The 23,423-nt window shown below is 67.6% G+C and carries 17 protein-coding genes and 1 tRNA gene; 5 read left to right on the forward strand and 13 right to left on the reverse strand.

Going from position 1 to position 23,423, the window contains the following annotated elements:
- Nucleotides 1-45 precede the first annotated feature (45 nt).
- Nucleotides 46-1,467, reverse strand: coding sequence for an NAD(P)/FAD-dependent oxidoreductase (locus CLV49_RS02725; protein ID WP_106562163.1), 1,422 nt, complete (start codon nucleotides 1,465-1,467; stop codon nucleotides 46-48).
- Between the two features lie 181 nt (nucleotides 1,468-1,648).
- Here CLV49_RS02725 and CLV49_RS02730 point away from each other — a divergent pair, with 181 nt between their 5' ends.
- The 3 genes from CLV49_RS02730 to CLV49_RS02740 all read left to right on the forward strand — a co-directional run bounded on the left by CLV49_RS02730 (nucleotide 1,649) and on the right by CLV49_RS02740 (nucleotide 5,068).
- Nucleotides 1,649-2,116 carry an Lrp/AsnC family transcriptional regulator gene (locus CLV49_RS02730; protein WP_106562164.1) on the forward strand — a complete coding sequence of 156 codons (468 nt, stop codon included), beginning with the start codon at nucleotides 1,649-1,651 and terminating at the stop codon, nucleotides 2,114-2,116.
- Nucleotides 2,113-3,537: an aspartate aminotransferase family protein gene (locus CLV49_RS02735; protein ID WP_106562165.1), complete on the forward strand. Its 1,425-nt coding sequence runs from the start codon at nucleotides 2,113-2,115 to the stop codon at nucleotides 3,535-3,537. The genes CLV49_RS02730 and CLV49_RS02735 overlap by 4 nt, the downstream gene beginning before the upstream one ends.
- A 127-nt stretch (nucleotides 3,538-3,664) precedes the next feature.
- Entirely contained in the window at nucleotides 3,665-5,068 is a 1,404-nt protein-coding gene (locus CLV49_RS02740) for an NAD(P)/FAD-dependent oxidoreductase (protein ID WP_106562166.1), read from the forward strand.
- Between the two features lie 347 nt (nucleotides 5,069-5,415).
- Here CLV49_RS02740 and CLV49_RS02745 read toward each other — a convergent pair whose 3' ends face one another.
- Nucleotides 5,416-7,977 (reverse strand): LuxR family transcriptional regulator, encoded by a 2,562-nt coding sequence (locus CLV49_RS02745; RefSeq protein ID WP_158261885.1) that lies wholly within the window; start codon nucleotides 7,975-7,977, stop codon nucleotides 5,416-5,418.
- Nucleotides 7,978-8,293: 316 nt separating this feature from the next.
- On the opposite strand from CLV49_RS02745, the gene CLV49_RS02750 reads away from it, so the two are divergent.
- On the forward strand, nucleotides 8,294-10,327 hold the full coding sequence (locus CLV49_RS02750) for an APC family permease (RefSeq protein ID WP_243696791.1): 2,034 nt from the start codon (nucleotides 8,294-8,296) through the stop codon (nucleotides 10,325-10,327).
- A gap of 397 nt (nucleotides 10,328-10,724) precedes the next feature.
- Here CLV49_RS02750 and CLV49_RS18255 read toward each other — a convergent pair whose 3' ends face one another.
- The 3 genes from CLV49_RS18255 to CLV49_RS02760 all read right to left on the reverse strand — a co-directional run bounded on the left by CLV49_RS18255 (nucleotide 10,725) and on the right by CLV49_RS02760 (nucleotide 15,187).
- Nucleotides 10,725-10,868: a hypothetical protein gene (locus CLV49_RS18255; RefSeq protein ID WP_158261886.1), complete on the reverse strand. Its 144-nt coding sequence runs from the start codon at nucleotides 10,866-10,868 to the stop codon at nucleotides 10,725-10,727.
- A gap of 157 nt (nucleotides 10,869-11,025) precedes the next feature.
- The gene (locus CLV49_RS02755; protein ID WP_158261887.1) at nucleotides 11,026-14,205 is read right to left on the reverse strand and encodes a PKD domain-containing protein; all 3,180 of its coding nucleotides are present in this window, start codon (nucleotides 14,203-14,205) and stop codon (nucleotides 11,026-11,028) included.
- Nucleotides 14,206-14,833: 628 nt separating this feature from the next.
- Complete coding sequence (locus tag CLV49_RS02760; protein ID WP_158261888.1) at nucleotides 14,834-15,187, reverse strand: recombinase family protein; 354 nt, start codon at nucleotides 15,185-15,187, stop codon at nucleotides 14,834-14,836.
- Between the two features lie 135 nt (nucleotides 15,188-15,322).
- Here CLV49_RS02760 and CLV49_RS02765 point away from each other — a divergent pair, with 135 nt between their 5' ends.
- Nucleotides 15,323-15,604, forward strand: a complete 282-nt coding sequence (locus CLV49_RS02765; RefSeq protein ID WP_127054561.1) for a hypothetical protein — start codon at nucleotides 15,323-15,325, stop codon at nucleotides 15,602-15,604.
- A gap of 98 nt (nucleotides 15,605-15,702) precedes the next feature.
- Here CLV49_RS02765 and rplA read toward each other — a convergent pair whose 3' ends face one another.
- The 8 genes from rplA to CLV49_RS02800 form a co-directional block, all read right to left on the reverse strand.
- Complete coding sequence (gene rplA / locus CLV49_RS02770) at nucleotides 15,703-16,392, reverse strand: 50S ribosomal protein L1 (RefSeq protein WP_106562171.1); 690 nt, start codon at nucleotides 16,390-16,392, stop codon at nucleotides 15,703-15,705.
- Between the two features lie 100 nt (nucleotides 16,393-16,492).
- Nucleotides 16,493-16,924 (reverse strand): 50S ribosomal protein L11, encoded by a 432-nt coding sequence (gene rplK, locus CLV49_RS02775; RefSeq protein WP_106562172.1) that lies wholly within the window; start codon nucleotides 16,922-16,924, stop codon nucleotides 16,493-16,495.
- A gap of 83 nt (nucleotides 16,925-17,007) precedes the next feature.
- Nucleotides 17,008-18,087 carry a transcription termination/antitermination protein NusG gene (gene nusG, locus CLV49_RS02780; RefSeq protein WP_106562173.1) on the reverse strand — a complete coding sequence of 360 codons (1,080 nt, stop codon included), beginning with the start codon at nucleotides 18,085-18,087 and terminating at the stop codon, nucleotides 17,008-17,010.
- Between the two features lie 128 nt (nucleotides 18,088-18,215).
- Nucleotides 18,216-18,494 carry a preprotein translocase subunit SecE gene (gene secE / locus CLV49_RS02785; RefSeq protein ID WP_106562174.1) on the reverse strand — a complete coding sequence of 93 codons (279 nt, stop codon included), beginning with the start codon at nucleotides 18,492-18,494 and terminating at the stop codon, nucleotides 18,216-18,218.
- 42 nt (nucleotides 18,495-18,536) lie between these two features.
- Nucleotides 18,537-18,609, reverse strand: a tRNA-Trp gene (locus CLV49_RS02790).
- A gap of 192 nt (nucleotides 18,610-18,801) precedes the next feature.
- Complete coding sequence (locus tag CLV49_RS18260) at nucleotides 18,802-18,951, reverse strand: hypothetical protein (protein ID WP_158261889.1); 150 nt, start codon at nucleotides 18,949-18,951, stop codon at nucleotides 18,802-18,804.
- Nucleotides 18,952-19,106: 155 nt separating this feature from the next.
- The gene (locus CLV49_RS18510) at nucleotides 19,107-21,791 is read right to left on the reverse strand and encodes a helix-turn-helix domain-containing protein (RefSeq protein ID WP_106562175.1); all 2,685 of its coding nucleotides are present in this window, start codon (nucleotides 21,789-21,791) and stop codon (nucleotides 19,107-19,109) included.
- A 172-nt stretch (nucleotides 21,792-21,963) separates the two neighbouring features.
- Nucleotides 21,964-23,418, reverse strand: coding sequence for a phytoene desaturase family protein (locus CLV49_RS02800; protein ID WP_106562176.1), 1,455 nt, complete (start codon nucleotides 23,416-23,418; stop codon nucleotides 21,964-21,966).
- Between the last annotated feature and the right edge of the window lie 5 nt (nucleotides 23,419-23,423).

Raw genomic sequence — 23,423 nt, forward strand, 5'->3', positions numbered from 1 at the left:
GAAGAGTCGCGCGCAGAGGACGTTCCGCACAAGATCGGGAGACGCCTAGGAGTCGAAGCCGAGGCCGAGTGCGTCGAGCGTCTTGAGGAGCACGTTGCGACGACCGTCGTTGTGGTCTGCACGATCGAGCGACCATCGCGTGGCGTTCACACCGATCGAGGCGGCCGGCTCCGGGGGGAAGGGCAGAGGTCGCTTCCGCACCATCTCGAGGCGTGTGCGCTCCGTCTCCTCGCCCGACAGGAGGTCGAGCATGACGTCGGCGGCGAAGCGTGTGGCCCCGACCCCGAGTCCGGTGAACCCGGCTGCGTAGGCGACACGACCTCCGAAAGCCGTCCCGAAGAACGCAGAGAATTGCGTGCTCGTGTCGATCACGCCGGCCCAGGTGTGCGAGAAGCGGATGCCCTCGAGCTGCGGGAACGTCGTGAGGAAATGCGACGCGAGCTTGCGGAAGGACTCCGGCCGCCGCTCGTACTCCGGACGGATCTTGCCGCCCGAGTGGTACACCGCGTCGTAACCGCCCCACAGGATCCGGTTGTCGGCGGACTGCCGGTAGTAGTGGAACTGGTTCGCGAGATCACCGATCCCCTGGCGACCCTCCCACCCGATGTCGGCCTTCTGCGCGGCGGTGAGCGGCTCCGTCATGAGCACGTAGTCGTACACCGGGACGGTCATCAGACGGTTCCGCGCAAGGAGCGAGGGGAACGCATTCGTGCCGAGCACGACCTGCTGGGCGGTGACGGTGCCACCCGAGGTGCGGACGGACACCCCTCCCCCTGCTTTCTCGATCCCGCGCACGAGAGTGTTCTCGTGGATCGTGCCGCCGAGCTCCTGGACCACGCGGGCGAGCTCGGCCGCGAGCTTCGCGGGGTGGACGAGCGCGGAGTCCCGCGGCGGGACGGAGAGCCCCGCGAGGTAGGTCGGCGAGTTCACCAGGCCGCGCATCTCGTCCTGACCGAGGAAGCGCGCGCCGCCCTCACCATCCGACTCCTCGAGCCACGGGACCTGATGCGGTTCGACCGCGACGGAGAGGTACCCGGTGCGTTCGAACTCGCAGTCGAGGGCGTACCGCGCGACCGTCTGCTCGATGCCGTCGAGGTTCTCGACGCCCAGACGCTCAAGTTCGACGAGTTCGTCAGGCCAGCGGCGAGCGCCGTTCTCCGAGCCGTGCGTGAGACTCGCCTCCACGAAGCCGCCGTTGCGACCGGACGCAGCCCATCCGATGGTCTTCGCTTCCACCACCGTGACGCGGAGCGACGGATCGCGCTCGAGGGCGCGGAGCGCCGTCCAGAGGCCGGTGTAGCCGCCCCCGACGATCAGCAGATCGGTCGTCGTGTCGCCGGCGAGCGACTCGTGGGTGTCACGCACGCCGAGGTCGTCGAGCCAGAACACCCCCTGCCGACTCCCCTCCAGCGCGCGCTCGACGGCGGAGGTTGCCGGCGGTCGTCTCTCGAAGACGGTGTCACCCATGCGGATTTCGTCCTTTCCTCACATCCGTCAGGCGGCGCCATCCGCGGCTGTTCCGGACGGAACGGCGACACAAGGAGACACCTCACAGATCGTTATTCCATGCTAATGATTTCGACCGTGCGGCGGGGAGTTTCCTACGGATTCGCTTGCTGGGAGCATCGTGAACTGACAATATGGCGACATGACCGCGAAAGATGGCCGCACCTCCCTCGACGACACATCGAAGGCCATCATCGAGCAACTGCAGGACGACGGACGACGTTCCTACGCCGACATCGGTAAGGCCGTCGGGCTCTCGGAGGCGGCCGTCCGCCAGCGTGTGCAGAAGCTCATCGACGGTGGCGTCATGCAGATCGTCGCCGTCACCGACCCGCTCCAGCTCGGCTTCCTCCGTCAGGCGATGATCGGCATCCGCGTATCGGGAGACACCCGAGCCGTCGCCGACGCCGTCGCAGACATCCCGGCCGTCGACTACGTCGTGCTCACGGCCGGCAGCTTCGACCTGCTCGTCGAGATCGTCTGCGAGGACGACGAGAAGCTCCTCGACATCCTCAACGAGCAGATCCGCAGCCTCGACGGCGTCCTCTCCACGGAGACGTTCGTCTACCTCAAACTCCGCAAACAGCTCTACAACTGGGGGACCAGATGACCCTGTTCGACTCCGACACCCGCACGCCCGCGACGGGAGACCTCGTGACGTACGACACCGACGCCCTCAACGCCAAGGCGACCGATCATCTGTGGATGCACTTCGCGCGGCAGTCGTCGCTCGCGAAGGGCTCAGTGCCGATCATCGTCAAGGGCGAGGGCCACCACATCTACGACAGTCACGGCAAGGAGTACTTCGACGCCCTCTCCGGTCTGTTCGTCGTCGCGGCCGGTCACGGTCGACGCGAGCTCGCCGAAGCCGCAGCCAAGCAGGCTGAGCAGCTCGCGTTCTTCCCGATCTGGGGCTACACGCACCCGGGGGCGATCGAGCTCGCCGACCGGCTCGCGGACTACGCACCCGGCGACCTCAACAAGGTGTTCTTCGCCACGGGCGGCGGCGAAGCCGTGGAGACCGCCTTCAAGCTCGCGAAGTACTTCTGGAAGCTCCAGGGCAAGCCGATGAAGACGAAGGTCATCTCGCGCGCGGTCGCCTACCACGGCACACCTCAGGGCGCCCTCGCCATCACGGGCATCCCCGCGATGAAGGCGATGTACGAGCCCGTCACGCCTGGAGGCTTCCGCGTGCCCAATACGAACTACTACCGCTCCGACGAGATGGGTTTCACGGGCACGGAGGAGGAGTTCGGGCTCTGGGCCGCGAACCGCATCGAGGAGATGATCGAGTTCGAGGGCGCCGACACCGTCGCAGCCGTGTTCCTCGAACCCGTCCAGAACTCCGGTGGCTGCTTCCCGCCGCCAAAGGGGTACTTCCAGCGCGTGCGCGAGATCTGCGACAAGCACGACGTCCTGCTCGTGAGCGACGAGGTCATCTGCGCGTTCGGCCGCATCGGCCACATGTTCGCGTGCGACGCCTACGACTACGTCCCCGACATGATCACCTGCGCGAAGGCCCTCACGAGCGGATACTCCCCCCTCGGCGCCACGATCGTGAGCGATCGCATCTACGAGCCGTTCGCGCACGGTCAGATGTCCTTCTCGCACGGCTACACGTTCGGCGGACACCCCGTATCCACGGCCGTCGCCATGGCGAACCTCGACATCTTCGAGCGCGAGGGACTCAACCAGAACGTGCTCGACAACTCCGCGTACTTCCGCTCGTCCCTCGAGAAGCTCCTCGACATCCCGATCGTCGGCGACGTCCGTGGCGACGGCTACTTCTTCGGCATCGAGCTCGTGAAGGACAAGAAGACCAAGGAGACGTTCGACGACGACGAGTCGGAACGGCTGCTCCGCGGCTTCCTCTCCCGCGCGCTGTTCGACGCCGGCCTCTACTGCCGCGCCGACGATCGCGGCGACCCCGTCATCCAGCTCGCGCCGCCGCTCACCACGGGGCCGCGCGAGTTCGACGAGATCGAGTCGATCCTCCGCAGCGTGCTGACCGAGGCGAGCAACCGCCTGTAGGCCGTCGGGCGACTCACGCCCGATCTCACCAGGGGCAGCGTCGCCTCGTCATACCCCGGCTCCCGGCGACAGACTCAGGGACCGGATCATTCGGCCCCTGAGCCTGTCGAACGGGAAGAGAACACTGATGACGACGCGTCCGTACCGCGAGACCTCCTTCTGGTTCGACGCCCTCGCGGCCGAGGGCGCGGACGATCTCCTCCCCCGCCCCTTCGCACCCGACGGTCTCGACGTCGACGTGTGCATCGTCGGCGCCGGCCTCACGGGATTGTGGGCCGCCTACTACCTGACGGAGAACGACCCGTCACTGTCGATCGTCGTCATCGAGAAGGAGATCGCCGGCTTCGGCGCCTCCGGCCGCAACGGAGGGTGGTGTTCTGCGCTCTTCCCACGCGAGACCTCGTCGCTCGTGGCCGAGTACGGTCACGACGCCGCCAGGCGCATGCGCCAAGCGATGATCGACACGGTCGACGAGGTCGGCCGTGTCGTCGCCGCCGAGGACATCGCGTGCGACTTCTCGAAGGGAGGGACGGTGTCGTTCGCGATGTCCGACGTGCAGCGCACGGCCGCCCTCGCGGAAGTCGAGGCGAACAACGCCTTCGGGGTCGACACGCGCGAATTCTGGGACTTCCGCGGCACCGAATCGTCGCGCTCGCATCCGGACGGCGCGATCGCGGCGACGTTCAACCCGGACTGCGCCCGGATTCAGCCGGCGAAGCTCGTCCGCTCGCTCGCCCGGATCGTGGAGGACCGGGGCGTGCGGATCTTCGAGCAGACCGCCGCCGTGTCATGGTCGGAGGGCGAGGTCGTCGCCGAGACCCCGGTCGGGCGCACGCGGATCACCGCCGGGTCGATCCTGCTGGCGACGGAGGCCTACGGTTCGCAGCTGCCCGGAATCGGACGCCGCATCATGCCGCTCTATTCGCTCATGATCGCGACGGAGCCGCTCGACGACGCCTTCTGGGAGTCGACCGGCATCGAGCACGGTCAGACGTTCACCGACTACCGGCACCTCCTCATCTACGGCCAGCGCACAGCGGACAACCGCTTCGCATTCGGCGGCCGCGGCGCCCGGTACCACTGGGGATCGACGATCTCCGACAGCTACGACCGGGTCGACCGGGTGTTCGAGCATCTCCACCACACGCTCGTCGATATGTTCCCGGCGGCATCCGACGCGCGGGTGACCCACTCGTGGGGCGGCCCCCTCGGCGTGCCCCGAGATTGGCACGCGACCGTGTCCTTCAACCGGCGCAGCCGGGTGGGGCTCGCGGGCGGCTACGTGGGTGACGGCGTCGGCACGACGAACCTCGCGGGGCGCACGCTCGCGGATCTCGTGACCGGCGCGGATACCGACATCGTCGCTCTCCCGTGGGTCGGCCACACGTCGCCGCGCTGGGAGCCGGAGCCGCTCCGCTTCGCCGGAGCGAACCTCGGCCTCGTCGGCACGACGGTCGCCGACGTCGAGGAGAGGGCGACGGGTAAGCCGTCGATCGCCGCCCGCCTCCTCGCGCCGCTCACGGGGCACTGACGCCGAGCGGCCGACGGGCCCATCCATGAAGGATGAGCCCATCGGCCCGCTGGATCACGCGATCCTGAGACGGTACGGCCATGCGCCCGCCCGAGGTGAGGAGCGGTATTTATCGTTCCATGGCGCCGGAGGCCGAGAACAAACTCGGTGACGGTGCTCCGCTCGGTCACCACACCGTTGACGAGGGACTCGACAACGAACGTGCCGTCGGGCTTCGCCACAGCCTTCACGACGATCGACTTCGAACCGACCTCAGTGGATCGTGTCGAGGAGCCCCAGGTCGCCAGCCGGTTTCACCGGGTCTTCCGACGTGCTCGGACCGAGCTTCCGGAAACGTTCGGCGGACATTACTCCCGTGGATCGTCGTCCGCCGCGTCCAGGACACCGCGCTCCAACGCGATGGCCAGGGCCTCGTCTCGCGTGGACGCACCCAACTTCCGGTAGGCGCCGGCCCGCTGCTTCCTCACGGTGTTGATGGAGACCCCCAGGAACGACGCGATCTCGGCATTCGATCGCCCGGCTGCGACCGCGATCATGACCTGCCGTTCGCGGGTGGTGAGCGACGGGCGTGACGGAACGTCCGGAACGAGGAGGGGCATGGCGGCGAGCTCGCCGACGAGCGTCGAGTCCGGCCCGAGAGTCTCGACGGCGATGCGCTCGATCCCCTCGCGATCACGAGCCGGAATCAGCGCCCACGGTGTGCGGAGCCCTGAGGATGCGAGGATATCCAGCACGATCGACACATCTCGGGCCGCGCCGATCCGGTAGCCCTGTCGATTCGCGGCCGCCGCCCGGAGCAGGCGGAAGGACGCCTCCAGTCGCGGACTCGGATCATGAGTTCTGAGGCCCTCGCCCACTGCGGCGATGGCGGCATCAGGCTCGTCGGAGGCGAGCATGAGCAGCACCGACGCCACCGAGGCGCGCTGACGTCCGCCGGTCTGGCGGAGCGCCGCGCGAGCGAGCGCCCGCTCACCGTTGGCGAGATGGGCGAGCGCGAGGGCCTCGACCACGATGTGGCGCGCGCGACCGGACACGGGCGCCGCCGAACGATCCTCGAGAGCCGCGGAGAGCACCCGGACGGCATCGCCCGCCTGTCGATCGGCGACCAGCAGATACGCGCGGACCACGACGGCGACGGGCCAGAACTCGGTCGTCGCCGTGCGTCGGCCGAGACCGTCGAGGAGCGCGACGGCCGTCGTGTTGTCGAGGGGCTCCGCCGCGATGAGCGCATCGGCCACCTCCCCGGGGACACGAAAGAACTCGGCGGGCCAGCGATCGAGAGCGTGAGCTGCCTTGGAGTGGTCACGGGCGGACACGATGTCGCCCCATACGGCCTCGATGTAGGTCGACTTGGCCCAGGCATGCTGTCGCGCCCTCTCCGGCGCACCATCGGTCGTCGCGGTGCGCACGGCGAGGGTTCGCGCTCCCGCGAGGTCGCCGCTCCAGAACAGGGCGAGCGCGGATTGTCCGAGCACCAACGATCGGAGCAAGCCGAGATTCTCCGCGTCGTGCGGTGACGCCGCATCGAGCGACTCGACGGCGCTGCGGGCTGTCGACGCGGCCCGATCGCTCCGGCCCAGGAGTCGCAGGGCGACGGAACGGACGGCGAGAAGCACTGCTCGATCGGCGGGACGCTTCGCACCTCCGCCGGCACCGGCGAGCCGGTCGGCCTTCGCGAAGAGCGCGAGCATAGCCAGACGGCCTCGCGGACGCTGGGCGTGAAGGACCGCGAGAAACAGGACGACGAGAGGGTCCTTCGACAACTCGGACATCGGAATGGCCGAGAGCTGAGCCAGGAGGGCGTCGGTATGGTCGGTGATCAGCTCGACGAGCGAGCCTGAGCCGAGCACCACGGCAGCCCGGAAGTCCCGCCCATCGATCGCCAAGGTGATCGCGTCGAATACCTCCCCTCTCGAGCCTCGGATCGTCGCTGCGAGCCGGAGCGCCGCCGAGTGGACAAGGTTTCCTCGGAGCGGAGCCGCGAGGGCGCGAGCCACGGCCGGTGAGAAGACGAAGCGCGGGCCAGGCCGAGCCGCGAGTGCGTCCGACGCGTCGGCCTCCGTCCGCCAGTGGCCCAGGCTCGCCTGCACGGCCGCGTCGAGTGCCGCCCGGACCACGTCGGCCGGCGCACCGGTGACCTCGCATGCCTCATCGACCGATGCGTGCTCGAGCAGCGCGATCCGACGCAGCATCGGCAGGTCGGAGACCAGGACGCCTCCGAGCGGAGCGACGAGGAGGCGTTCGACGTTCTCAGCGACGAGGCGCGCGATGGCGCCGGGTGGAACGGCGCCTCCGACCGACCACCGCATGAGGTCTCTCGCCACCGCCGAGACCACGGGGGGATAGCCGGACGCTTCGCGATGAATCGTTCGAGCGACGCCCTCGGGATAGGTGCGATGCGCAGCCTTGCGGAGGATCTCGACGGTCTCCTCCTCCGAGAAGACCAGATCCTCGCCACCTACGGTGGGGGTATGCGGCGGGAGCGAGACCGCCTGTCGAGAGATCACGACGATACGGATTCCGGTGGACAGATCGGACACTGCTCCGAGGTCGGCGACAGCCTGGTCCTCGAGATGGTCGATCCCATCGACGACGAGGACGAACGGACGGGTCACGGACAGCGCCCACCGGACGACCGAGCGCCGCACGTCCGACCCGTCGACCGCCGGTCCCGCGATCGGTGCGTCGGCTGTCGTGGTCGCGTCCTCGGCGAGCCCGAAGACATGGTCCCAGAACGCGGTCCTCTGACTCAGTTCCTCCCGGACGGACACCCACACGCCTTCGGATTCGACGCCGCGGGCCCACCCCGCAACGGCGGTGGTCTTCCCGAGACCCTTCTCCGCCACGATGGCGATGAGTGCGACGCCGTCGTCGAGCGCGCGGTTGACGCCTTCGCGTGTCACTTCCATGACCACCGGGCGAGGGGTCGCGTAGAGCATCGTGATCGGGCGCGGCGTCAGACGAAATCGACAGCCGGTCGGCGTTCGACGCGCCGAGGCGGGGGATGGAGTCGTATTCGTTCGAGCTGGATGGGCGAGGGCTCGACAAGCATGAGGTACCGATCGGAATTCGTCGGGGTCCGGGACAAGGATGCGGTGAGAACGATCCTATAGCCGTTCGAACCGCGGCCATCGTGTGCATCGAGAACATCACCGCTGTACAGGTGACGATATTTCGTCGTCGCGGGGTGGCCGATGGGCGAGACCCGGAGTAGAGTCGCCGCTCGTGACAACAGAAGGTCGCGCGCTCGACGCCGACAACCGCAGCCCCAAGCGCTGGATCATCGGCGACCCGCTCCCGTCCGAGAAACTCGACGGCCAGCTCCTGCCCAAGAAGCTCGCGTTGCCGATCTTCGCCTCCGACGCACTGTCCTCCGTGGCCTACGCGCCGCAGGAGCTGCTCATGATCCTGCTGCTCGGCGGGCTGGCGTTCCTGTCCTTCGCGCCCTGGATCGCGGCGGCCGTCGTGGTCCTCCTCGTCGTCGTCGTACTGAGCTATCGACAACTGATCAAGGCCTACCCGTCGGGCGGCGGCGACTACGAGGTGGCGCACAAGAATCTGGGAGAGAAGGCCGGCGTCGTCGTCGCGTCCGCTCTGCTCGTCGACTACGTGCTCACGGTCGCCGTGTCCGTCGCATCGGGTGTCGACAACATCATCTCGGCGCTCCCCGTCCTCAACCCGCTCCGCGTCGAGCTCGCCGTGTTCTTCGTGCTCCTGCTCATGGCCGTGAACCTCCGGGGCGTCCGAGAGTCGTCGCGCGCCTTCGCCATTCCCACCTACCTCTTCATCGGCAGCGTTCTCGTGATGATCGTGACAGGGCTCGGCCGCGCCCTGCTCGGGGATGCTCCTGTGGCCTCGAGCGCCGGCTACATCGTCGAGGGCGACGACCTCAGCCGAGCCGCATTCATCCTGCTGCTGCTCCGCGCGTTCTCGAGCGGCTGCAGCGCACTCACCGGAGTCGAGGCTGTAGCGAACGGTGTGCCGGCGTTCCGCCAGCCGAAGGTCCAGAACGCTCAGAAGACGCTCGTCATGATGGGAGCCGCGGCCATCACGATGTTCGCCGGTCTCACCGCACTCGCTCTCATCGCGGGTGTGCACTACGCGGAGAACGCGTGCGACCTCGTCGGGTTCGCCAATTGCGAGACCGCGCCGCAGCCGAGCCTCATGGCGCAGGTCGCCGCGGCGACCTTCGGCATGGGGAGCATCCCGTTCTTCATCATCCAGGCCGCGACCGCCTGCGTCCTGCTGCTCGCCGCCAACACCGCGTTCAACGGTTTCCCGCTGCTCGGATCGGTGCTTGCACGAGACAGCTACGCACCGAAATCCCTCAACACGCGCGGCGACCGTCTGGTCTACTCGAACGGGATGATCGTGCTCGGGCTCGCGGCGAGCGTGATCCTCGTGATCTACCAGGCGAGCCTCACGCAGCTCATCCAGCTCTACATCATCGGCGTGTTCGTGTCGTTCACACTGGGACAGCTCGGCATGGTGAAGCACTGGCGTCGACTGCTCCGCGAGGGGACTCCGAACGCGAGCGCCGTCCGTGTGAGCCTCGCTATCAACACGGCAGGCGCCGCGCTCACGGCGAGCGTGCTCATCGTCGTGACCATCACGAAGTTCACGCACGGCGCCTGGCTCGTCTTCGTGCTCATGCCGATCCTCTTCACCCTCATGATCGGTGTGAACCGCTACTACCGCGACGTCGAGCACGAGATCCGGGTCGATGATTGCCCGCGATTCGGGGCCGAGGGCGACCACGCGATCATCCTCGTCGGCAAGCTCCAGAAGCCCGTCCTCAAGGCGATCGATTACGCCATCGCCGCGAAGCACGCCTCGATCGCCGCGCTCCATGTCTCGGTCGACGAGGAGTCGACGAACAAGCTCGTCGAGCAGTGGGCCGAGTTCAAGATCGACGTGCCCCTGGTGATCGTGGAGTCGCCGTACCGTGCGTACGCGCACCCCGTGATCGCGTACATCGAGAAGCACCGGGAGAAGCACGGGCCCGAGGTCGTCACCGTGTACCTCCCGCAGTACATCGTCGGGCACTGGTGGGAGTCGTTCCTGCACAACCGGCGCGCCAAGCGCATCAGCCAGCAGCTCATGCTCGTGCACGGGGTCACGATCGCCCTCGTGCCCTGGTTGCTGGACTCCTCCGAGCTCATCTACGGACGACGGTCGCGGCCGCTCCCGGGAGACGAACGCCGCGGCGAGTACCGCGCGGCCGAGCAATCGGATCGTCTCCGGAAGCCGTCGGCCTGACAGCAGGCGGCCGCTCGATGCGGGGCGGAGGTTTGGGCCCCCGCCCCGCATCGGGCGCGTGCCCGACCCGGCGTCGGAAGACGAGGACGGGTCGAGCGATGACCGACCGCCGGAGGAGTTCAGGGTTCCTCCGGCGGACCGGTCCAGCCTCACGACCCCGCTGACGCGGGAGTGTGGGCCGATCCCCCAGCGCCGTCGGGATCGCGACCTCGGACGCTGGGAGAAGATGAGGGTGACGACGCGGCCTCTCAGCGGCGTCCTTTCAAGCTTGGGTCAGTGGAGCACGGTAGCCGCACTCGGCGGCTGGATCTGGTCCGCGACGTGGTCCCCCTCCTTCGGAGGACACGTCCCGTGCCGCCCCCGTCTGCGACGAAGCTGCGCGGGAGATCGAGTCGGACTAACGGAGGGCGACGACACGGTAGTCCTCGAAGGCCACGGTGGATGCGGCACCGATGCCCGACACGTAGAGCCTCAGTCCGACAGAACCAAGCGCCTGGAGCGCTGGCACCATGCCACCGAGCGTGACAGGTCCTCTCGTCATAGGTCGACAAGTCCACACCCCCGGAACGTGCTCACTCCGCGAGGGGGGGTGACACCCCGCTGGTCCACTCCTACGCGATCGCTCGACCCCTCACGACGGGCGGGTGTGTTCGAGAGCCCAAGCTCCCGAGCACGCCCGCCCGTATCTCATCGTGGTGCTACGGCGTGACCTTCTTGACGAGGTAGTCGTCGAACGACACCGTCGACCCGGCCGTCGCGGACGCCGAGACATACAGCCCGAGCCCCACGGATCCCGCCGCCTGCAACACAGCGGTCGTATCCGTCACCGACCGGGTCCATGCCGCCGGCTCCGCACCCGTCGTCCAGACCTTCGCCTGCACCGTCGTCGTGCCCGTACCCGTCACCTGCAGACGAACATGGACCGGCTCCCCCGCCACGTACGCAACATCCTTCAGGTTCAACACCGACAGGGACTTCCCGGACCGCTGCACCTGCAACTGCAACACCCCGTTCGACTGCACCCACACCCGAGCCGCATACGAATCCACACCGACCTGACGACCCACCACCGTGACCGCCTGACCACCACCCGTCGCCGCATTATCAAGACGGAACGTGAGGGTCGTGTCACTCGAGTCGGACGACGCCCCCGGAAGCGCGACAGCGCCCGTCTGACCCTTCACACTCGTGAGCTTCCCGACACCGTCACCGACAGACGACGTCGACCCCTTCGCCGCGGCCCACGCACCACCGGTCGTCGCCGAACCCCACCCCGACGCCGCCGAACGCTCGAACGCATCCTGCGCCACCACACCAGCCGGCTCGGGTTCCGGCTCCGGCTCCGGTTCTGGTTCCGGTTCCGGTTCCGGCGTCGCGGCGACAGTCACGGACTTCGACGCTGTCGCCTTTCCGCCCTTGTCATCCGTCACCGTCAGAGCGACCGTGTACGTGCCGGCCTTCGCGAACGTGTGCGACGCCGTCACACCCGTACCCGTCGACCCATCACCGAAGTCCCACGCATACGACGCGACCTTCCCGTCAGCATCCGACGAACCCGAACCGTCCACCGACACGGCGAGGTCCGTCGCATTCGACGTGAACGACGCCACCGGATTCGCGTTCGGCGCCGCAGCAACGCCCGCCGCGTAGTGCGCGCTCACCGTCGCCGGGTCGAGGACCCGCGCATACGTCGCCACGTTGTCGATCGCACCCTGGAAGAAGATGTTCGCCGGTGCACTCGGCCTACCATTCAACCGCTGAGCACCGATCGTCCAGTAGGCCTTCGCACCGCCGTAGGCGTGGGCCTTCACCGCGTCGGTCCGAGAACCGACGAGGACTCCGTCGATGTACAACGACAGGCCAGTCGGGCCGAGAGTGTTGACGACATGGTGCCACTGTCCGTCGTTGTATGACTTCTTCGACGAAACTGCCTTGACCTTGCCGTCGAAATTGGCCGACAGGACCCGACCAGCGGTGTCCATGTACAGGTGTCGGTCATTTCCCCCGGTGGTGATGCTCCTCGCTGTGGCCATCGACATGAGCACCCCGCCCTTCTTCGACGTGGTCTTGAACCACAACTCGGACGAGTACACCTGCGGAGGAGTGATCGCAGCCGTCGTCGCAGCCCACTGTTTCCCGCTGAGCTGGTACGCACGCCCTCGGGGATCCGTCTCGGCACCGTCACCGCGCGCCTGGATGACACGAGCATTGTTCGTGCCGACCCAGTCGTTCGCCGTCCCGCCCGACGGCTCGTTCATCGGAAGGTACATGTTCGGCTGATCCTGGAGGACGGTCTTGTCGTAGGACGTCCAGTTCGCGGCCGCGGTGCCCGTCGCCTTGAAACTCACCGGAGTACTGACGGTGGCGTTTCCGAACGGATCGACGGTGCGTATCTGATACGTATAGGTCCTGCCTGCGACGAGTGGCCCGTCGTTCCCTCGAAGAGTGGTTCGTTGCCAGAATCTCGACGTACGCGTCGTGGTGAACACCGGGTTCGTCGTGTCGCCGTCGCGGATCACCTGGTAGGTGAGGTCGGCGTTGTCCCAGTCGTAGTTCGTCCGCCACGACAACTTCACATAGTTGCCAGCGAAGTTCGTGACGGTGGGTTTCATGTCGTTGTCGGCAAGGTACGGTCCGACCTTGTTCGGTGCCTTGTCGGAGGTCGCGAAACGGGTGAGGCCTTGCTGCCCCTTGTCGTTGACGTGCGAGAACTCACCACCGTAGAGCACGTACCCCTGGGAGGCTGTGACATCCCACGGCCCCTGACCGGTGGTCTTGCCCGTGTTGAACGCCGGGAACCAGTCGAGCACGGTGGGAGCCGGCTGGCCGGCGTAATTCTTGTAGCCGCCGTCCTCCTTGCGCGTCTTCTGCGTGGTCGCTGTGGTCAGCGCGAGCGCGCGGTACCACTTCTTCGGTGCGAGGTAGTCGCCGAACGAGTTCGCATTGCCGCAATCGTGGGCATGGCTCGCCGTGTAGACGACGTCGCCCACAGCGACGGCCGAGTAGGTATCGCCGTGGCAGTCGGCCAGCCATCCCAAGGCTCCATCCGCCCAGCTGGCTTTGAAAGTGCCCTCGAAGTTTCCGGGACCCATCGTGCCGTAGACGTTCTCGCCATCGGACGACAGCGAGTAGATGGAGAAGTCCGCAGCACCCAGAGGGCGCTGTGGAACGGTGTTGTTCATCTTCCAGGGCAGCACCTTCGTGCCAAGCTCCGTGTCGACGGCACCGATGAGGGCACCCGGGTTCGACGATCCGTTCAACGAACGGAACGAACCGCCGAGGACGACCTTGTCGCCCGCAGTCGATATCACCATCGAGTTGATCCACCCATCGACCATCTTCGGTGCCCACGGCAGCACGGTTCCGTCGGATGCGGAGAACGCCGCAGCCTTCGTGCGCGCGTACTTCGTGGCAGAGGCGCCCGACCGCTGGGCGACGGTGCCGAGTGTGCCGCCGACGTACACGGCGGTGTCGGTGACCTGGACCGCAGACAGCGACGAATTCACGTAGGGCTTGAACGACGCGACGAGCCCTCCTGACGGGAGATCGAAGGCGGCGACGCGATACCGCGCCTCTCCATTTACCTTCGTGAAGTAGCCGGCCGCGTAGAGTCGCTTGCCATCCGGCGACACGGCCAGGGACCGCACCTGAGAATCGAACGTGGGCGCGTACGGCAGCAGCTCGCCGGACTTCAGGTCGTACGCGAGGAAGTTCGCCCGCGGCGACTCGTTCACACCAGCCTTCGCACCATACGGACGCGCCGACGTGAACCGCCCGGCGACATACACGGTGTCACCCACGACGACCTGATCCCACACGACGCCATCGATCTGCGGCGTCGGCAGCGCATCGGCCGACACGGTCTTCGGACTCGTCACCGCAGCAGGATCAGCGGGAGCCGTATCCGCCGACGCGGACGAAGCGCCCGGCACGAGCATGCCGAACGTGACGACAGCCGCGACAGCGGCTCCGGAAAAGGTCAACCACCGGGACCGGCGCCCCCGCGCCGATACACCCCCGGATGGCACGAGCATCGTGCGCATGGAAATCTTCATCTCTCTGCTCGCTGAAAACGGGTGCGAGCAGTTCCCCCCGGAACCGAACGTGAATCCCCCTCACGTTCGCTTCAGCGATTATGCCGGATGAGTGACGATCGTCGAAGAGTTTTCGTACCCCCTATTCGACAGGGGGGGTGACGGAGCGCGCGACCATCGCGGACGACGAGAGGGGCTGGCGCATTCGCTCACCCCTCTCGTTTCCCAGAAGTGCGCGACGCGCCTCACATCAGCCCACGGGAGACCGATCGTGTCCCGGCCAGCAGTCACATACCGCTTCCTCACGTTCAAGGTGAGGATGCCAGACGGCCCCCCCTTGTCCGCAACACACGTACTCCCCCCTGTTGGCGGGGAAGAGGGAGGGAAGGCGGCGTCGGGGACGACGGTCACACGCACCGCGACGACGGCTTGTGAGGCGCTGGCCACTCGTCCGCAATGACAGGGAGAGCTGCTACTCCAGGCGCCGGGCGATCGAGTCGATCCATTCGAAGAAGGTCCGCCCACCGGGACGGGTGGTGTCGTAGCGGCCTGCCAGTTCACGGAAATCGGCCTCTCTCGCACGCACTCGACGCACGACGTCGACGAGGGCGGGCACGCCCCGTGGGAGATTGTCGATCGACGTGACAACGAGAACGTCCCCGGGTTCGAGCGACGTGAGACATGCATTGAGCTCCGGGAAGCCGTGACGGCCGGCCTTCAGTGTGTCGGCGTAGATGTGGTCGACGCCGGCTCTCCGCAGCTCCGAGGTCTGCGCCTCGAGGCTCGACGATCGTCCGACCGCCCTCGCATAACCCAGATTGCTCACGCCCACCCCTCACAGCAGTCATCCGGCAGCTTTCCTCAGGAATTCTAGGGGCGCCGGACACCGTCCGGACCGATGCCCCGTTCGCCCTGTGGACAGCCGCGACCCGCCTCGCCGGGCTCCTCGTACGATGGCGAAATGGCGTCAGGACGTGTTCCCGAGTGGGAGATGGTGGCAGGGGCAGTGCGCGCAGAGCTCGCGCGTCGCAACATCGTGAGGAGGGATGCCGTCGCGGCTCTCATGGAGGGATCGGCGCAGCAGGACGGCGGCGGACTCGGTCGCACAGCGTCGTACGAACGCATCGCCGGCCTCGTCCCCTTCTCGTGGAGCGAGCTCGAGATCCTGTCGCTCTCCTTCGAGATCCCCCTCGAGATCCTCAGCGGGTCACGCGCGCCCGACGTCGCCGCCGTTCGGGTGTAGAACGCACGACGGAGCGGCGCATCCGAACCACGAGAACGACGAAGGGCCCCGCCATCCGGCGGGGCCCTTCGTGTGGATCAGGTGTTGCTACGCGAGGATCAGAACGCGTTGACGTCGAGCGGGATGCCCGGTCCGAAGGTCGTCGAGACGGCGCCCTTCTGGATGTAGCGTCCCTTGGAGCTCGACGGCTTGAGGCGCTGGACCTCGTCGAGAGCGGCGGCGAGGTTCTCCTCGAGCTGCTCCTTCGTGAACTGGGCCTTGCCCACGACGAAGTGCACGTTGGCGTGCTTGTCGACGCGGAACTCGATCTTTCCACCCTTGATCTCGGTGACGGCCTTCGCGACGTCGGGCGTCACGGTGCCGGTCTTCGGGTTCGGCATGAGCCCGCGCGGGCCCAGGACCTTTCCGAGACGACCGACCTTGCCCATGAGCTCGGGGGTCGAGACGGCCGAGTCGAACGACGTGTATCCGCCCGCGACCTTCTCGATGAGCTCGTCGCCACCGACCTCGTCGGCGCCTGCGGCGATCGCGGCGTCAGCGGCCGGACCCGTCGCGAACACGATGACGCGAGCCGTCTTACCCGTGCCGTGAGGCAGGATGACGGTGCCACGGACCATCTGGTCCGCCTTGCGGGGGTCGACACCGAGCTTGAGGGCGACCTCGACGGTGCTGTTGAACTTGGCCGAACCGGTCTGCTGAGCGAGCTCGACAGCCTCAGAGGTGGAGTAGAACTTGCCCTCTTCGAGCTTGTCGGCCGCGGCCCGGTAGGCCTTTGACTTCTGTGCCATTTTTTTCTCCTGTGAGAATGTGGTCATCTGCGCCTGGCCGGCGCTGCCACGAATTTTCGATGCTCGAACCAGCGGCGCGAGCGATGGGTGCTGGTGAGCGTCAGGCCTCGACCGTGATGCCCATGGAACGGGCGGTGCCGGCGATGATCTTCGCCGCAGCGTCGATGTCGTTGGCGTTGAGGTCGGGCTGCTTGGCCTCGGCGATCTCGCGGACCTGAGCCTGCGTGAGCTTCGCGACCTTGACCGTGTGAGGAGTCGAGGACCCCTTCGCCACGCCAGCGGCCTTCTTGATGAGCTCGGCGGCCGGCGGGGTCTTGAGGATGAACGTGAACGAGCGGTCCTCGTACACGGTGATCTCGACCGGGATGACGTTTCCGCGCTGGGCTTCCGTCGCAGCGTTGTACGCCTTGCAGAACTCCATGATGTTCACGCCGTGCTGACCGAGGGCCGGTCCGATAGGCGGTGCGGGGTTGGCGGCGCCGGCCTTGATCTGAAGCTTAATCAGACCTGTGACCTTCTTCTTCGGTGCCATGTTTCTTCCTTCTTTATGGGTTCGAACGCCATCGGATGATGTGCGCTCTCCCGCACGCCCGGAGGCGGCGGTGGCTAGGGGAGCTAGAGCTTCGAGACCTGGTCGAAGCTGAGCTCGACGGGGGTCTCGCGCTCGAACAGGGAGACGAGCACGGTGAGCTTGCCGCTCTCGGGCTTGATCTCGCTGATCGATCCAGGCAGACCCGCGAACGAGCCTTCCTTGATCGTGATGGTCTCGCCGATCTCGAAGTCGACCTCGGCGGGGATGGAGCGGGACGTCGTGGACGAGCCCTTCTGGCCGCCGGACTTCGTCGGGGTGGGCTCGGCGATCTCGACGAGGCTCTTCAGCATGTTGAAGGCCTCCTCGAAACGGAGCGGCGTGGGGTTGTGGGCGTTGCCCACGAAGCCCGTGACCCCAGGGGTGTGACGGACGACGGACCAGGAGTCCTCGTTGAGGTCCATGCGGACGAGCACGTAGCCGGGGATCCGGACGCGCGTGACCATCTTGCGCTGGCCGTTCTTGATCTCGACGACGTCCTCCATGGGGACCTCGACCTGGTAGATGTACTCCTCGACCTCGAGCGAACCCTTGCGCTGCTCGATGTTCGCCTTCACGCGACGCTCGAAACCGGCGTACGAGTGGATGACGTACCACTTGCCCGGAAGCATGCGGAGCTCGGCGCGGAAGGCGTCGTACGGGTCGACCTCGGCGGGCTCGGCCTCCTCGGCGTCGGTCTCCGAACCGGAGTCGTCGGAGCGCTCGACGTCGACGCCATCCTCGGCAACGGGCTCGCCCGTGTACGGGGAGTCGTCGAACTCGGACGCCTCGGCGGCCTCCTCGGCCTCCTCGACCTCTTCCTCGTCCTCGATGGCCTCGGCTGCGGCCTCGACCTCCGCGGCCTCGTCGATCTCGAGCGCGTCGTCAACGATGGCGTCGGCCTCGGGGTCCGGGGCCTCAGCGATCGAGTCCACGTCGTTCAGGTCGGAAGCGGACTCGTCGTCATCGTCGTCGTCGTCGGACTCGATGTGGATCGCCTCGTGCTCCGCAGCGTCGACGGAGTGGATCTCCTCGGAGAGCGTGCCGCCCTCCTGGGCTTCCTCGACCTCGCTCGACTGCTCGGCAGCCGTCGACAGGTCGATGTCGTCGCGGTTTCTGTCAGACACGTAAGTTCTCTTCCTTCGATTTCGTTTCGGATGGCACGCAGGTGCCGCATCCGATTCGTCGTTGCGTGGTCGTCGCGATGGTGGTCACGACGATGGAGCGATCGTGCTCCGGGCGTCGGGTCTCGGCGCTATCCGCCGGCCGGGGTTCCGAAGACGAAGATCACGACGAAGCTGAACACCTGGTCGAGTCCGTAGACCAGCGCCATCATGATCACCACGAAGACGAGCACGACACCGGTGTAGCTGAGCAGTTCCTTGCGGGTCGGCGTGACGACCTTCTTGAGCTCTGCGATGACCTGCTTGAGGAACACGATGAGCCCGGCGAAGGGTCCACGTCGTGCCGCGCGGTCCTTCTTCGCGTTCGCGACGACTTCCTCGCTCGGCTCGTCGATAACTTTTCGGGCCACCTCGTTACACCTTTCCCGTGTCGGCGCCAATGCGCCGACGCGCAGGGCGGACAGGACTTGAACCTGCAACCTGCGGTTTTGGAGACCGCTGCTCTACCAATTGAGCCACCGCCCTTCGGCCCCGATCGCTCGAGACCCGCTCCGGAGAACCGGAACCGATGCTGTGAAATCCGCCTGGCGAACCCGCGAACCCCTGAAATAAGGGCGCAGAAAAGCTTGGTGGATTTCACCACCTCGACCAGTGTAGACGACGCCCAGCACCCGGTAAAGCCGAGGGCCCACAGGGCGCACCTTCAGCGCGGAGCGGTCACCTGAGGACGACGAGCAGGACCACGCTTGCGACGAGGGTCCACGCGGGGACGACGAACACGAGCCCATGCACGATCGCGGCGATGGCCGGCGCCTCTGATGGGTGTTCGACCACCTCGAACCGATCGTCGCGACCGATGGCGACCATGGTGGCTCCTCCCGGGATTGGAATGATCGCCTCCACTCTGCGGCATGGCCGGCCTCGACGCCAGTGACGGAGTCAGGCTGACGGCGGAGTTCACACGCTGTTCGTCGCGTCGTCGGCTGGCGGGGGGCGGAGCAGGTCCGGACGGCGTCGGCCACCTAGACGAGCCCCATCGACGACGCGATCGTGAGCGCATCCGCCCGCGAATGCGCGCCGAGCTTGCCGTAGAGAGACCTCAGTTGACTCTTGACCGTATTCGTCGATACGTGGAGGCGCTCGGCGATGGCCGAGGAACGCGCCTCTTCGAGGAGGGCCTGCAGGATGACGCGTTCTCGCGAGGTCAGCCGGACAGGTGCCCGATGGACCACGGCCTCGCCGACGGTACCTCCGCTCCACTCGATGCCGACACTCGGAGGAGCGTCGAACGACGACCGGAGGCTCATCGGCATGTCGTGGAACGGCTCGACGAGCCCGTTCGCCGCGCACAGCCAGACGGCGTCGGAGAAGAACTGCGAGGCCTCCGCCTGCTTCTCGAGCGCGGCGGCGGCCGACGCAGCGACCACGAGGAGCCGGGCGCGGTCGACGACGCGAAGGGGCACCGCGCGCAGAGCGGCCACGGAGATCGCCAGCGCGTCGCCGTACTGCCCGACGAGGAGCCGGGCGCGAGCGCGGCACAGCGACGGAATACCGTCGCGCGATTCACCGGCCCGTTGGGCAGCAGGCAGTTCGCTCGCGGCGAGGATCCGGCCGTCGGCAACCAGGAGATCGAAACGATTGGCGAACCAGAGCGAATCGAGCAGAGGCGATTCGTGGCCGGCCACCGAGTCGAGGATGAGGAGCGAACGGGCCGCGCTGTTCTCGTGGCGCGCGAGTCTTGCGTCGAGCAGCGTCGCGACATCGCGGAGCTCCGGCATCAACAGGGACTGGGCGGTCGCGGGCGACCGCTCCAGGTGGGACATCGCGGCCCGTGCTGACGGGATGTCCCCCTGCTGCTCGGCCAGCCAGGCTCCGGCCAGGAGGCCCGGGAGGATCGCGGCACTCGACGCCGGCACCCCGTGATCGGCGGCCGTTCGCTCCGACCGCTCGACGAAGCGGCGGGCATCGTGCAGCCGTCCTTCGGCGGTGCGGGCGAACGCGACAAGGCCCGTGGCGAGCACATGCTCCTTCCCGGTCGATGCCGTGCAGTTGAGCCACGTCTCGTCGACCGGGACGAGTCCGGAGCCCGACCCGAAGACCACGGCCGCGATGCACTGCGACATGGCTCCGGCGACGATGTCGGGAAATCGACTGTTCACGGCCGACGACTCCGGCGACAGGATCCGAGCAGCGAGGTCGGCGGCGTGCTCCCCCGCCTGACGCGTCCGACCGAGTACTCGGAGACCGACGATCAGCGCGAGGTCGTCGACCAGTCGCTCGAGCGCCGCGACGACGGCGTCGTCGCGCTGCACGGGGAAGCGACGTTCCATCGGGTCGGGATCCGCCTCGAACATCTCGACGGATGCTGACACCAGCAGGCGACCCGCCACATCGTCGCCCGAGTTCCACCGGACGAGGCCGGCGCACAAGGCCAGGAAGGGGTCGCTGAGCGCTCCCTTCAGGGGGACGTCCTCGAGATGGTGAGCGACCGATGACTCCACTCCGTCTGCCTCGATCACGGGGACGTGACGGAGATAGGTCGCGGCGGACTTCCAGCGGCGGCCGCGCAGGGCGATCCGTGCGGCGTGCGCCGGGTCACCGGCGGCGGCGACCTTCTCAGCCAGGGTGAAGCTGGATATCCCGATCGGGACCCCTCGTGTCTCGCCCGCAGCACTCCTGACGAGGGCCGTGCGGAACGGAGGAGTCATCTCGAACTCGTCGCCCTCGGCCGTGCGCTCCCACCGACCCAGGCCATCGAGTTCGACGCGTCGGATGATGTCCACCAGGGCCTCGGAGTCGCCGATCATCTCCCTCATCCCGGCCGAGATGCTGTCGACGAGGGCGAACGCGACGAGTTCACCGAAGCCGGGGTGCGGACGATAGGTCTTGATGAAGCCGACCATGGCGCGATCGATCGCCTCGTCCACGTCGGCCCGCCGGGGACCGGACGGCGTCGATTGGGCGGCACGGAGCTCGTGCAGCACGTGCTGGACGACGACCGGCCACCCCAGCAGCGCACGGCTCACGTGATCGGCCGCCCGCGGGGTCATGGAGATGCGCTGACGCTGGGCGAGCGTGAGGATCTCGGCCCCCGTCATCCGGAGATCGTCCTCGGTGAAGGTGACGATCGGCATGCCGCGCTCCACGGCTCGCCGGATCACCGTGGGATCCTCGCGGGAGGCGACGATGAGCTGCATCGACGGGTTGTGTGCGACGGCGTCGAGGAGGGCGTCGGCCATCTCCTCGGACGTCTCCGCCCCATCGATGATCATGCGCACCGGTCGGTCGCTCGCGTCGATCGCCCCCGTCACGGCGACGAGATCGCCCGTGCCGCCCCGCCCCTCGAGATCCGCTCGGACGGCGGGGTCCGCCTCGTTCCCGATCCCACCGTCCCGAGGCTCCCGCCACAGCACGACATCACCATGGGATGCGCGATGGGCCGCCCAGCTCCGCAGCGCGATGGACTTGCCCCATCTGCTCGCCGCATGGATGTGGATCAGGGGGACGTCGTCGTACGCGGACAAGGCATGCACGATGGGGCGGTCCGCGATGATCGTGCGGGGGACCCTCAAGAGCGCCGACGCGGGCACGAGCGTGATGTCGCTCTGCCGGAGCGTCGTGCCGACCCACGCGAGCCGCTCGCCATCGGTGCGGAACGGCCCACGGGCGTCCGTGAGCCGCTGGGCGGCATCCCCCGGATGTGCCATCGCGACGCCTCCTCCCCCGTTTGTCACGCTGCTCTCAGGTTCGCCTGACCCATCGACCCGGACAACGAGTGGGAAGCCATTTCACCCGGGCCTTACCCTCCCCCGAAGGAGGGGAGGATGACGCGGCGGAACACGTCCTCCGACGGACCAGGGTCCGCCGCCACGGCGAGCGCTAGGACCGCGCGCGCTGGCGGGCCGCACGGTTGCTCAGATCCGGGACACCCTGACGGAACACGTCCCGGAGGGCGAGAGCGGCCGCGCCGAAGCCGGCCATGCCGTGCACTCCGGTCCCGGGGGCCGTGGAGGCCGAGCAGAGGTACGTGCCGCGGATGGACGTGCGCCACGGCGCGTGCCCGAGAACCGGACGGCGCACCAACTGCGTGAGGGTCAGCGCTCCCGCGTTGATGTCGCCCCCGACATCGTTGGGGTTCGACTGCGCCCGTTCCGCCGCGGTCACGGTGCGGATCGCTCGGATACGGTCCCTCATGCCCGGGGCGAAGCGCTCGATCTGCGCGAGGATCGCCTCGGTCATGTCGACGGTGGATCCGCCCGGGACGTGGCAGTACGCCGAGACGGGGTGGAGACCGAGCGGCCCCCGCCGAGACGCATCGAGGGAGCCGGGCTGGTTGACGAGCGTGTAGGGCTGTTCGGGGTGACGACCACGCGCGACCTCCCGCTCGGCGAAGGCGATCCGTTCCGCCCGGCCCCCGAGGTGGACCGTCGGCGCGGCGAGGAGCCGCGCATCGGCCCACGGGACCGGACCGTCGAGCACGAGGTCGACGGTGCACACGCCGGCTCCATACCGGAAGCTCCGGTATCGACCGGCGAGGTGCGCGGAGAGGTCGTCCCCCATGATCGCGGCGAGGGCCCTCGGGGCGGTGTCGAAGAGCAGCACGTCGGCTGGGGGGAGGTCCGACCTGCTGCGCACCGTCGTGTTCGTGACCATGGCGCCCCCGTGGGCCGTGAGATCGTCGATCAATGCCGAGGTGATGGCGCCGGTCCCTCCGAGCGGGAACCCCCACCCGCGCCCGTGGGCGAGCGTTCCGAGCGCCAGCCCGATGGCGGCTGTGGCCGGACGTCCGAGCGGCGCGTTGCCGTGCGCGGCGACGCCGGAGAACAGCGATGCGGCTCGCGTGGGAAACGCTGCGGAGCCGGTGACCGCCCCGAGCCTCGCCCCGAACGACAGGGCGAGGGGGTCGATCCGGGGCGGCATCGGCCTGGTCACGAGCGCGGCGACCTCGTCCGCGCGGCGGGCGAGGGTGGAGAAGACCCGATTCCAGACGCGGCCGGATTCCGGCCCGAGACCGCTGACCGTCCGCTCGAGACTGCGGTATGCGATGAGCGCCTCTCCGGTACCGAGGGGGTGCGCGTAGGAGATCTCCGGCACGTGGAATTCCAGCCGGTCGCTCAGACCGAACGCACGGAAGAACGGCGAAGCGAGAGCCATCGGATGGATCGACGAACACGGGTCGTGGACGGTGCCGAGGCCGAAGAGGTCCTCACTCCGCGCGCCTCCTCCCGCCTTCTCGTTCCGCTCGAGGACGGTGACGTCGTGGCCGGCGCGCGCCATGACGACGGCCGCCGCGAGCCCGTTCGGTCCGGACCCGACCACGACCACGCTTCCCATGTCGG

It is taken from the genome of Labedella gwakjiensis, from assembly GCF_003014675.1.
Taxonomy (GTDB): Bacteria; Actinomycetota; Actinomycetes; order Actinomycetales; family Microbacteriaceae; genus Labedella; species Labedella gwakjiensis.